This window comes from Mycoplana sp. 10N416, assembly GCF_056394765.1.
This window is the reverse complement of the sequence record NZ_JBFTIM010000011.1, coordinates 15,407-27,762: the sequence shown is the minus strand read 5'-3', so window position 1 is coordinate 27,762 and position 12,356 is coordinate 15,407. Positions and strand designations below refer to the sequence as shown.

General features: G+C 62.5%; 9 protein-coding genes. 8 read left to right on the top strand and 1 reads right to left on the bottom strand.

The genetic code is table 11. The features are described from left to right. The 7 genes from AC1DDS_RS20860 (at position 1) to AC1DDS_RS20830 (ending at position 7,778) form a co-directional block, all read left to right on the top strand. The gene (locus AC1DDS_RS20860) at positions 1-1,668 is read left to right on the top strand and encodes a ribonuclease J (RefSeq protein WP_477480600.1); all 1,668 of its coding nucleotides are present in this window, start codon (positions 1-3) and stop codon (positions 1,666-1,668) included. Between the two features lie 100 nt (positions 1,669-1,768). Continuing rightward, on the top strand, positions 1,769-2,173 hold the full coding sequence (gene mce / locus AC1DDS_RS20855; RefSeq protein ID WP_477480599.1) for a methylmalonyl-CoA epimerase: 405 nt from the start codon (positions 1,769-1,771) through the stop codon (positions 2,171-2,173). Positions 2,174-2,392: 219 nt separating this feature from the next. Further along, the gene (locus tag AC1DDS_RS20850) at positions 2,393-2,662 is read left to right on the top strand and encodes a DUF1467 family protein (protein ID WP_477480598.1); all 270 of its coding nucleotides are present in this window, start codon (positions 2,393-2,395) and stop codon (positions 2,660-2,662) included. 602 nt (positions 2,663-3,264) lie between these two features. Further along, a complete protein-coding gene (locus tag AC1DDS_RS20845) occupies positions 3,265-4,188 on the top strand; it encodes an ion transporter (protein WP_477480597.1) in 924 nt (307 codons plus the stop codon). Positions 4,189-4,332: 144 nt separating this feature from the next. After that, the gene (proS, locus tag AC1DDS_RS20840; RefSeq protein ID WP_477480596.1) at positions 4,333-5,661 is read left to right on the top strand and encodes a proline--tRNA ligase; all 1,329 of its coding nucleotides are present in this window, start codon (positions 4,333-4,335) and stop codon (positions 5,659-5,661) included. 113 nt (positions 5,662-5,774) lie between these two features. Beyond that, positions 5,775-7,082 (top strand): lipoprotein-releasing ABC transporter permease subunit, encoded by a 1,308-nt coding sequence (locus AC1DDS_RS20835; protein ID WP_477480595.1) that lies wholly within the window; start codon positions 5,775-5,777, stop codon positions 7,080-7,082. Between the two features lie 9 nt (positions 7,083-7,091). Beyond that, positions 7,092-7,778 (top strand): ABC transporter ATP-binding protein, encoded by a 687-nt coding sequence (locus tag AC1DDS_RS20830; RefSeq protein ID WP_477480594.1) that lies wholly within the window; start codon positions 7,092-7,094, stop codon positions 7,776-7,778. Positions 7,779-7,850: 72 nt separating this feature from the next. Here the strand turns inward: AC1DDS_RS20830 and AC1DDS_RS20825 are convergent, their stop codons facing one another. Further along, on the bottom strand, positions 7,851-8,429 hold the full coding sequence (locus AC1DDS_RS20825) for a hypothetical protein (RefSeq protein ID WP_477480593.1): 579 nt from the start codon (positions 8,427-8,429) through the stop codon (positions 7,851-7,853). Between the two features lie 382 nt (positions 8,430-8,811). On the opposite strand from AC1DDS_RS20825, the gene dnaE reads away from it, so the two are divergent. Then, positions 8,812-12,297, top strand: coding sequence for a DNA polymerase III subunit alpha (dnaE, locus tag AC1DDS_RS20820; protein ID WP_477480592.1), 3,486 nt, complete (start codon positions 8,812-8,814; stop codon positions 12,295-12,297). Positions 12,298-12,356: the final 59 nt, after the last annotated feature.

The window sequence follows — 12,356 nt, the reverse complement described above, 5'->3', positions numbered from 1 at the left end:
ATGGCAAATCAAGAAGACCTGGTGTTCCTGCCGCTCGGCGGCGTTGGCGAGATCGGCATGAATCTCGCGCTCTACGGCTATGGCACACCGGGCAATCGAAAATGGATCATGGTGGACTGCGGCGTGACCTTTCCCGGTCCCGAACTGCCGGGCGTCGATCTGGTGCTCCCCGACATCCGCTTCCTCGCCGAGGAGCGCAAGAACCTCAAGGGCATCATCATCACCCATGCGCACGAGGATCACTATGGTGCACTGAACGATCTCTGGCCGGGGCTGAACGTGCCGGTCTACGCTTCGCCCTTTACCGCCGGCATGCTGGAGGCAAAGCGCGACTACGAGCGTAGCCGTACCGAGATCCCGGTGACGATCTTCAAGCAGGGGGATCGGATCAATGTCGGACCGTTCGAGATCGAGGCGATCGGCATGAACCACTCCATCCCCGAGCCGATGTCGCTGGCGATCAAGACGCCGCTCGGCACGGTGATCCACACCGGCGATTGGAAGATCGACCTGGAACCCTCGCTCGGTCCCCTGACGGACGAGAACCGCCTCCGCCAGCTCGGCGACGAGGGCGTTCTGGCGCTTATCTGCGACAGCACCAACGCGCTGCGCGATGGTGTATCGCCGTCCGAGCTGGAGGTTTCCGAGAGCCTGACGAAGATCATCGAAAGCGCGGAGGGGCGCGTCGGGATCACGACCTTTTCCTCCAACGTCGGCCGTATTCGTTCGGTGGCAAAGGCCGCCGAAGCTGCCGGGCGGGAAGTGCTGCTGCTTGGCAGTTCGATGAAGCGGGTGATGAATGTCGCGCGCGACATCGGCCTGATGGAGGGCATCAAGCCGTTCATCGACGAAGACGAATTCAGCTACGTCCCGCGTGACAAGATGGTCGTCATCCTCACCGGCAGCCAGGGTGAGCCGCGTGCCGCGCTGGCGAAGATCGCACGCGACGAGATGCGCAATGTCGCGTTTGTCGCCGGCGACACGATCATCTTTTCCTCGCGCGCCATTCCCGGCAACGAGAAGGCGATCAACGACATCAAGAACGGGCTGATCGACCAGGGCATTCATGTCGTGACCGACAGCGAGGCGCTGGTGCATGTTTCCGGCCATCCCCGCCGCACCGAACTGCAGCAGATGTATGCCTGGACGCGGCCGCAGATCCTGGTACCGGTGCATGGGGAGGCCGCTCACCTCGTCGCCCACGCCGAACTCGCAGAGCAATCCGGCATCGCCAACGTTCCCCGCGTGCGCGACGGGCGCATGCTGCGGCTTGCGCCGGGGCTGCCGGAGGTGATCGACGACGTGCAATACGGCCGCATCTTCAAGGACGGCAACCTCGTCGGCGACTATGACGAAATGGGGATCGGCAACCGCCGCAAGCTGTCCTTCGTCGGCCATGTCGCCGTCAACATCGTGCTCGATTCGCGTCACGATTTCCTTGGCGACCCCGAGGTCGAGCCTTACGGGCTGCCACAGTTCGACGACGAGGGCGAGGACATGGGCGACACCCTCTATGACGCCGTTCTCGGCGCGGTCGAAAGCATCCCGCGGACGCGGCGCAAGGATCTGGAGACCGTCCGCGAGGCCGTTCGCCGCGCCGTCCGCGCCACGGCCAACGAGGTCTGGGGCAAGAAGCCGGTCGTGACCGTCTTCGTGACAAGGGTTTAGTTGGGGTGAACGATGCCCCCGCAGCCCGAAGGTGCGGAACGGAGTTCGCTGGCTCCGAGCCGCCTATCGAGACGCGGTGCGGCAGAGGAAGGAGTGACAGGTGCTTGGACGCGTTAATCACATAGCCATTGCAGTCCCCGATCTGGCGTCCGCAGTTGCTTCCTATCGCGACGTGCTGGGTGCACGCGTGACCGCGCCACAGGCGTTGCCTGAGCACGGCGTCACCGTGGTGTTCGTCGAGTTGCCCAACACCAAGGTGGAACTGCTGGAACCGCTCGGCGAGGCATCGCCGATTGCCGCTTTCCTCCAGAAATCGCCCGCCGGCGGCATGCATCACATTTGTTACGAGGTAAGCGACATCATCGCCGCCCGCGACAGGCTCATTGCCGGCGGTGCGCGAGTTCTCGGCGACGGCAGCCCGAAGATCGGCGCGCACGGCAAGCCGGTCCTTTTCCTGCACCCCAAGGACTTCTTCGGCACGTTGATCGAGCTGGAAGAAGTGTGACAGTGCGCCGCTCGACACGGATTTGAATTACGTCAACCGTGGGGGTAGAAGGGACGAGTTGTCCGGCGCCGCGGTATCTTCGCGAATGAGGGTCGCCGGTCAGAGCGGAGCTGTTCGTCTTCGCAGCATCACGTGCTCCGCCAACCTGGCGGCGCGCCGCACAGCCACCATTGAACGCCACTGCCGTTTGCCCGAGGGCGCGGCGCAACGGGTATAGCCATGCAGTTGTTTTCGATCCTGGCCGTCTATTTCATCATATGGTGGCTGACGTTGTTCCTCGTCCTGCCCTTCGGGATGCGTACGCAGGCGGAGGAGAACGACGTGGTGCTGGGGACGACGGAAAGCGCACCCGCAAAGTTCCGCGGCGGCAAGCTTGTGCTCACCACGACGATCGTGGCTGCCGTGATTTATGCGGCTTGGTGGGTGCTGTCAGTCGAGCTGGGCTATGGCATCGACGCGATTCCGCAGTTCTACCCGCGTTTCGATTGATCGCTGTAGCCGTCTGCCGAAAGTGGAACCGGTTTCGGCAGGCATGCGAAAGAACAAGGTCCAAAAGAGCGACAAGCGAATCTGAAAGATCGCGACGCTCTTTAGGGAACGGCGGCTGTAGGCCGAATCTGGCCGCCGACGTGCGGGGGAAGTAGGGGACACAGTCCTCAGCCGAAAAGCCGCCCATGGCCGAAGCCCCCAGAGACAGTCATCCCAGCGTCATGGAAGCCTTCTAAAGCGGGTCTAAGACCGGAACGTGTTTGGAGTGGCGCATAGCGCCGTAAGAGAGCAAAAAAAAACAAGGCTAAAAGCCTTGTTCTTAAAGTGTCGCGTGATCTTTATCCGTTGCCGGTGGCAGCGTCTGCGCGCGCCAAAGATCTGATCCTCCCAAGACTTGACCGCGAAATGGCAAGGATTTGCGCTCCCTGCCTCTTTTGTGGGCTGAAGCTAGCCCAAAGGTTAGGCGTTGTCATCTGGTTTTTTGCATATTTGACACACCGCGACAAAAATTCTTTCCGTTGACAGGATTGTGATGGTTCCTGTTCCTTTCCGGCCTTTTTGGGTGTGAGGCGTCGTTCCGGGCAGGCGGATTTTCGTCGCTGGTGGTTGCAACCCTGCGGAGCGTCCGGCGAGAGCGGTTGGCGGGGCGCCTCCGCTGCAATGAAATTCTTGACTTGTTGATTTTGTTTCGATTTTTCTCGCCCATCGGAATCAAACGGACAGTTGTGCAATGCGCGACTGACTTTCAGCGCTTCTCGTCCCCCATCGCTGGGAGCAATTTGTCATTGCAGTCATTCTCGCAAACGCAATCACGCTGGGAGACGTCCGCAGCCATGATGGCCGACTATGGGAGGCTTCTCCATCTCGTCGACCATGTGATCCTCGGCTTTTTTGTCCTGGAGATCGGCCTCCGGCTCTTCGCGTTCCGATCGTCCTTCTTCCGGGATGCGTGGAGTCTCTTCGATTTTGCCATTGTGGCAATCGCGATTTTCCCGACGTCCGGTGCATTCTCGGTTCTCCGGTCCTTGCGCATCCTGCGGGTGCTCCGGCTCATCTCCGTCATTCCTTCGCCGCGCAAGGTCGTTGGCGGATTGATCGTCTCTCTGCCGGGACTAGCCTCGATCTTCGTCTTGCTGATGCTCGTCTTTTATATTTTTGCGGTCATGGCCACCAATCTTTATGGTGCGGCCTTCCCGGAGTGGTTCGGGACCATCGGCGCTTCGTACTACACGCTGTTCCAGATCATGACGCTGGAAAGCTGGTCGATGGATATCGTGCGCCCGATCATGGAGGTCTACCCCTACTCGTGGACCTTTTTCGTCCCGTTCATTGCCTGCACGGCCTTAACCGTGCTCAACCTGTTCATCGGCGTGATCGTTTCGGCGATGCAGGATCAGCATGAAACCGTGGTCGAGGCGGATCGCGCCTCGATGCATTCCGAGGCGAGCCTCCTGCTCGACGAAATCCGGGCGCTCCGCCAGGAAGTCCGGCAGTTGCGGCGGGAACGCGAGCACGAACGCGCCTGAGGAAAGGGCGCGTCGGGTTTGGCGATGCTTTCGTCGCAGCCGTGCGGGTTTCCTTCCGCCAGCGAAGCGTTTATGTACGCATCAAACCAACGTCTTTTCGCCCGATTCCCCAGCTAGGCGAAACCTGTCTTTTTGGAACCCGTCATGCGCCTTTCCCGCTTCTTCATGCCCATCCTCAAGGAAAACCCCAAGGAGGCGGAAATCGTCTCGCACCGGCTGATGCTGCGCGCGGGGATGATCAAGCAGCAATCCGCAGGCATCTACACCTGGCTGCCGTTGGGAAAGCGCGTTCTCGACAAGGTCAACGCGATCATCCGCGAGGAGCAGAACCGTTCCGGCGCCATTGAACTGCTGATGCCGACCCTGCAGTCGGCCGAGCTCTGGCAGGAAAGCGGGCGCTACGACGCCTATGGCAAGGAGATGCTGCGCATCAAGGACCGGCAGGACCGGCCGATGCTCTACGGTCCGACCAACGAGGAGATGATCACGGACGTGTTCCGCTCCTACGTCAAGTCCTACAAGGACCTGCCGTTGAACCTCTACCACATCCAGTTGAAGTTCCGCGACGAGATCCGTCCGCGCTTCGGCACCATGCGTTCGCGCGAGTTCCTGATGAAGGACGCCTATTCCTTTGACTTGACCCGCGAAGGCGCCGAGCACGCCTATAACCGCATGTTCGCGGCCTACCTGCGCACCTTCACGCGCGTGGGACTGCGCGCCATTCCGATGCGCGCCGATACCGGCCCGATCGGCGGCAATCTCAGCCATGAGTTCATCATCCTGGCCGACACCGGCGAATCCGAAGTGTTCTGCCACAAGGACTTCCTCGGCTTCGACATTCCAGGCGTGGACACGAACTTCGACGACGTCGCCGGTCTCAAGGCGATCTTCGACAAGTGGACCTCCCGCTACGCAGCGACTTCGGAGATGCACGACGCGGCCGAGTTCGATGCGATTCCGGAAGGCGAGCGCGTTTCCGCCCGCGGTATCGAGGTCGGACACATCTTCTACTTCGGCACGAAGTACTCCGAAGCCATGGGCGCCAAGGTGCAGGGGCCGGACGGCAAGGAGCACATCGTGCATATGGGCTCCTACGGCATCGGGCCGACGCGCCTGGTGCCGGCGATCATCGAGGCTTCGCATGACGAAAACGGCATCATCTGGCCGAAGTCCGTGGCGCCCTTCGAAGTCGTCGTTATCAACATGAAGGCCGGTGATGCCGCCTGCGATGCGGCCTGCGAAACGCTGTATGGCGCGCTGTTGAAGGCCGGCGTGGACGTGCTCCTGGACGACAAGGACGAGCGGGCCGGCACGAAGTTCGCCACCGCCGACCTGATCGGCGCGCCGTTCCAGGTCATCGTTGGTCCGCGTTCGGTCGCCGCTGGCGAGGTCGAACTGAAGGACCGCAAGACCGGAGCGCGCGAAACGCTCACCATCGATGCGGCAATCGCCCGACTGACGACCGGCGTTTGATCTGAAAATCGGAGCCGAACATTCCGCAAGGAGCGCGCCGATTGCAGCTGACACAGATTCCTCGCGCGTCCGGCCGGACGCGCAGCGCAAATAGAGACTGATCCGGAGGCATCATGGCGGAAGCGATGGGCGAGGGCACCGTGGGACCGGCGGAAAAAACGCCTGCGATCCGGCCGTTTTCCGGTTTCGAGCGCATGGTTGCCTGGCGCTATCTGCGCTCGCGGCGCAAGGAGGCATTCATCTCGGTCATCGCCGGGTTCTCCTTCATCGGCATCATGCTCGGGGTCGCGACGCTGATCATCGTCATGGCGGTGATGAACGGTTTCCGCACCGAACTCATTTCCCGCATCCTTGGCATCAACGGCCACATGATCGTCCAGCCGATCGACGGGCCCTTCGACAATTACGCGGATCTGGCTGCACGGTTTTCCAAGGTGCCCGGCATCAAGCTGGCAATACCGCTCGTCGAAGGACAGACGCTGGCCTCTGGCAAGGGAGGTGCTGGAACCGGTGCGCTCGTGCGTGGCGTCCGCGCCGACGACCTGGCGAAGATGAAGGCCGTTTCCGACCATATCAAGTCGGGTGACCTCGTCGGCTTTGCGGCCGGAACCGGACTTGCGATCGGGGCCCGCATGGCCGAACAACTGGGCATCGTCGCCGGCGACACGATCACGCTGGTCGCACCCGAAGGCGACGTGACCCCGCTGGGTGTCAATCCCCGTGTCAAGACCTATCCGGTCTCGGCGATCTTCGAGATCGGCATGTCGGAATATGATGCCTCGATCATCTACATGCCGCTCGAGGAGGCGCAGCTCTATTTCAACGCCGACGGTTTGGTGCAGTCGATCGAGTTGTTTGTCGACAATCCTGACGACGTCGACGCGCTGCGCCAGCCGATCGAGGCGGCCGCCGAGCGCCAGATCTATGTGACCGACTGGCGGCAGCGCAACCGGACGTTCTTTTCCGCGCTCGAAGTTGAGCGCAATGTCATGTTCATGATCCTGACGCTGATCGTCCTGGTCGCTGCGCTCAACATCATTTCCGGGCTGATCATGCTGGTGAAGGACAAGGGGAGCGATATCGCCATTCTGCGAACGATGGGCGCGACCTCGGGCGCCATCATGCGCATCTTCTTCATGACGGGGGCCGCGATCGGAACCGTCGGCACGATCGCCGGTGTCATCCTCGGCGTGTTAGTCTGCCTCAACGTCGAATCGATCCGGCAGTTCTTCTCCTGGCTGTCCGGTCAGACGCTGTTCGACCCGGAACTCTATTTCCTCAGCCAGTTGCCGGCCGACATGAACCTGGGCGAGACGCTCTCGATCGTCGTGATGGCGCTGGCGCTGTCGTTCCTGGCGACCATCTTCCCGGCCTGGCGCGCGTCGAAGCTCGATCCGGTCCAGGCCCTGCGGTACGAATAGGAAACCACGATGAACGCGCGCGTCGCATTGCAGCTTTCCGGCGTGGAGCGCCATTACGGGCAGGGCGAAACGCTCCTGAGCATTCTCAAGGGCGCGGATTTCGAGCTGCGCAGCGGCGAGACCGTCGCCATGGTCGCGCCGTCAGGTACCGGCAAGTCGACGCTTTTGCACGTTGCGGGCCTGCTGGAAAAACCGGATGCCGGGGATGTCGTTATCAACGGCCGCGCCTGCGCGGGTTTGAACGACGAGCAGCGCACCGCCATCCGCCGCAACGATATCGGCTTCGTCTACCAGTTCCATCATCTCCTGCCGGAATTCTCCGCGCTGGAGAACATCATGATGCCGCAGTTGATCGCGGGCCTTTCCAAGGCGGAAGCACGGGAGCGGGCGCGCCAACTGCTCGACTACATGCGGATCGGCCATCGCGCCGAGCATCGGCCGTCGGAACTGTCGGGCGGCGAGCAGCAGCGCGTGGCGATCGCCCGCGCTGTGGCCAATGCCCCGCTGGTGCTGCTCGCCGACGAGCCGACCGGCAACCTTGACCCGGAAACCGCTGGCTATGTCTTCGAGGCGCTGGAAGCGCTTGTTCGTCAATCGGGCCTGGCCGCGCTGATTGCCACCCACAACCACCAACTCGCATCGCTGATGGATCGCCGCGTGACGATCGAGGATGGCAAGGTCCGCGAACTGACCTGACGGGATCCGGCTCTCGGTAAAGATCGGGGCGGGCCCCGCAATGGCTGGCCCATTTTCGGAGATCGAATCCGTCTATTGTGATGCGAAGCCGCAAGCCCTCTGGCCGGTCTCGTCGTTCCAATCCTCCAACGTGATCTGCGCACCCGCCGTGGTGATCGGCTTTCCGTTCGCGGTGCCCTTGCCCGTCAGGACATTGAGGTCGCATTCCCTCGTGTTGTCGTTATCGAGGGTGTCGTAGGACGAATAGGTGTAGCCGGCGACGATGAACCGGCCGCCGCGATAGGCGAGCGTCAGGCTCTGGCTCCAGCGATCCCGCCCGACCGAACTGTTCTGTGAGGTGAGCTTGATCGAACCGTTCGCAAGCGCAGAAACGCCAGGCTCCTGGCCGAATATCGGCAGGTTGCCCCAAATTTTGTTCGGGGCCGAAACCTTCAGTTCCAGCCGCGATTCGCCCGGATTGGCGAGGTAGATAAAGACGCCGTTGTCCTCGTCGCTTTTCTCGGCCGGGCGGGCGATCAGCGCCAGGTCGGTATTGCCGTCCCTGTTCCAATCACCGGTTGCCGCCGCGACGATCCGGTCCGCGGGAAAGCCCTCGGCCGCGGCGGCGCATGGGGCCAGCATGGCAATCATGAGTGGTAGCAAGAACTTCATCAGGTCACCCCGCGTCGATCGGGCAATCAGCATAGAAAATTGTGCCGATGCGGTCCAGCTGCGACCCCAGGATACAGAATCGCCTTCGCCGAACAAACGAGGACTTGACGCGGGAACAAAACAAGAACAAAATAGCTACATGTTGAGAAAAGGAGCCATACGATGACCGAATTCATGCGTGATGTCGCAGCTTTTGCCTCCATTACAATGTTTGTAGCGAGCCTCACGGTGCTGGCGCTGGGCTTGTAGGGCATACGGCGGCAGCGTCCCCTGTCCAGTCCCGGTGCCAGCAGGGGATAAATGCCTCCCGTTCGGCGTCCCGCTGGACATTCGCTGCAGGAATCCGCTTATCCTTCCGGCTTGTTGAATCGAGGTGGTGAGCATGGCGGAGATGGCGGCGACGGAAGCAGGACGCGGAGACGTGCAGTTCGTGCATCTGCGCGTGCATTCGGCCTACTCGCTGCTCGAAGGCGCACTGCCGATCAAGAAGATCCTCGGCAAGGCCGTCAGCGACGGCCAGCCGGCGATCGCAATCACCGACACGAACAACCTGTTCGCCGCCCTCGAATTCTCGCAGAAGGCGGTGGCGGACGGCATCCAGCCGCTGATCGGATGCCAGCTTGCAATCGACATGGAAGACGAGGGCGAGGGGGAGCGGCGCAGCCCGGCGCAGACGCTTGCCAAGCTGCCGTCCCTCGTCATTCTGGTCGCCACCGATGCCGGCTACGCGCGGTTGATGGAGCTTGTCAGCCGCGCCTATCTGGAGGGCGAGGGCGGCCAGGCGATCCATATTCGGCGGTCGTGGCTCGACGAGGGCACGGAGGGGCTGATTGCCTTGACCGGGGCGTCCACCGGACCGGTCGACATGGCATTTGCTGCCGGGCAGCCCGCGATGGCCGAGGACCGGCTAAGGGAACTCAAGCATCGGTTCGGCAACCGGCTCTACGTGGAACTGCAGCGCCACGCCGGCTATGACCGGCGGCACGAGCGGCGGATGATCGAATTGGCCTATGCCCATGATCTGCCTCTCGTTGCGACGAACGAGCCCTTCTTCCCGTCGCCAGACGACTATGAGGCGCATGACGCGCTGATGGCGGTGGCACACAACGCCATGGTGTCGGACGACAATCGCTTCCGGCTGTCGCCGGACCATTATCTGAAGAGCCGGTCTGCGATGGCGGAGTTGTTCGCTGATCTGCCTGAGGCGCTCGACAACACGGTCGAGATTGCCCGTCGCTGCTCGTTCGTGCTCAACACGCGCGCGCCCATCCTGCCGCGCTTCACCGGCGCCACGGCCGATCCGGAGGAGGCGGAGAGGGCGGAAGCCGCGGAACTGCGCCGCCAGGCGGTGGAGGGGCTGGAGCGGCGCATCGCCTCGCTCGGCCTATCGGCCGGTTTCAGTGAGCAGGACTACCGCGAGCGGCTGGATTTCGAACTCGGCGTCATCGAACGCATGAAGTTCCCCGGCTACTTCCTGATCGTTGCCGACTTTATCAAGTGGGCCAAGGATCAGAACATTCCGGTTGGTCCGGGACGTGGTTCCGGCGCCGGCTCGCTGGTGGCCTATGCGCTGACGATCACCGACGTCGATCCGTTGCGCTTCTCGCTGCTGTTCGAGCGCTTCCTCAATCCGGAACGCGTCTCGATGCCGGACTTCGACATCGACTTCTGCCAGGACCGGCGCGAAGAGGTGATCCGCTACGTCCAGCGCAAGTACGGCCGCGAGCAGGTGGCGCAGATCATCACCTTCGGGTCGCTGCAGGCGCGCGCCGCATTGCGCGACGTCGGCCGCGTGCTCGAGATGCCCTATGGCCAGGTCGACAAGATCTGCAAGCTCGTGCCGAACAACCCGGCCAACCCGACGCCGCTGTCGAAGGCGATCGAAGAGGAGCCGAAGCTGCAGGAGGAGGCTGACAACGAGCCGGTTGTCGCCCGCCTGCTCGACATCGCCCAGAAGATCGAGGGGCTCTACCGCCACGCCTCGACGCATGCCGCTGGCATCGTCATCGGCGACCGGCCGCTGTCGCAACTGGTGCCGATGTACCGCGATCCGCGTTCCGACATGCCCGTCACCCAGTTCAACATGAAGTGGGTCGAGCAGGCGGGGCTGGTGAAGTTCGACTTTCTCGGATTGAAAACGCTGACGGTGCTGAAGACGGCCGTCGACTTCGCCCGCAAGCGCAGTATCGAGATCGAGCTCGAAAGCCTGCCGTTGGACGACGAGTTGACCTACGAAATGCTCTCGCGCGGTGAAACGGTCGGCGTGTTCCAGGTGGAAAGTGCCGGCATGCGCAAGGCGCTGATCGGCATGCGGCCCGACTGCATCGAGGATATCATCGCGCTCGTCGCGCTCTACCGGCCGGGGCCGATGGAGAACATTCCGGTCTACAACGCCCGCAAGCACGGCGAAGAGGAGATCGAGTCGATCCATCCGATGATCGACCATCTCCTGAAGGAGACCCAGGGCGTCATCGTCTATCAGGAACAGGTGATGCAGATCGCCCAGGTCCTGTCCGGCTACTCGCTCGGCGAGGCCGACCTTCTGCGCCGCGCCATGGGCAAGAAGATCAAGGAGGAGATGGACAAGCAGCGCGCCCGTTTCGTCGACGGCGCGGTGAAGAACGGCGTGTCAAAGCCGCAATCCGACCTGATCTTCGACCTGCTCGCCAAATTCGCCAACTACGGCTTCAACAAGTCGCACGCCGCCGCCTACGCGATCGTGTCCTACCAGACCGCCTATCTGAAGGCTCACTATCCGGTCGAATTCCTCGCCGCATCGATGACCTACGACATGGCGAACTCGGACAAGCTGAACGATTTCCGCCAGGATGCCGGCCGCCTCGGCATCACGGTCGTGCCGCCGTCGATCCAGACCTCCTACGCCCATTTCGAGACCGGCGAGAATCGCATCTACTATGCGCTCGCCGCCATCAAGGGCGTCGGCGAGGGGGCGGTGCAGCACATCGTCGAGGTGCGCGGCGATCGGCCCTTCGAGAGTCTCGAGGATTTCTGCCTGCGGATTGACCCGAAGCAGGTCAATCGCCGGGTTTTTGAGAGCCTGATCTGCGCCGGCGCCTTTGACTGCTTCGGCCATGACCGCGCCGCAATGATCGCCGGCCTCGACCGGCTGCTCGGCTATGCCCAGCGCGCCCAGGAGAACAAGACGAGCGGGCAGAGCGACATGTTCGGGGCGGGTGCCGCGACCGGGCCGGAGGTGATCTCGTTTCCCTCCTACGCGCCGTGGCTGGCCTCGGAGAAGCTGCACCGCGAGTTCCAGGTGCTCGGCTTCTACCTCTCCGCCCACCCGCTCGACACCTACAATGCGATGCTGTCGAAGATGCGGGTGCAGAACTTCGCCGATTTCGCCGTCGCGGTGAAACAGGGCGCGACCGCGGGCCGGCTGGCGGGCACCGTGACTTCGAAGCAGGAGCGCAAGACCCGCACCGGCAACAAGATGGGCATCGTCGCGTTCTCGGACGCGTCCGGCCAATTCGAGGCGGTGCTGTTTTCCGAAATGTTGCACCAGTATCGCGACCTGCTCGAGCCGGGCAAGTCGCTGGTGATGACGGTGCAGGCGGAGGAGCGTCCCGAGGGCATCGGCCTGCGGATCCAGACGCTGCGCTCGCTCGAGGAGGAGGCGCTGCAGCAACAGAAGGCGCTGCGGGTCTATGTCCGCGATTCGGGGCCGTTGCGCTCGATCGCCGCCCATCTCAACGCCAAGGGTGACGGCCTGGTGTCCTTCATCGTCATCAAGGACGACGGCCAGCGGGAGATCGAGGTGGAACTGAGCGAGCGCTATCGCATCTCGCCCGAAATCGCCGCCGCCCTGCGCTCCGCACCGGGGGTCATCGATGTGGAGGTGGTCTGACGGCAGTATCTGCCAGGCTCGAGCGTCGAATAAGCCGGCGAGCCTCTTGATCCGGCCGG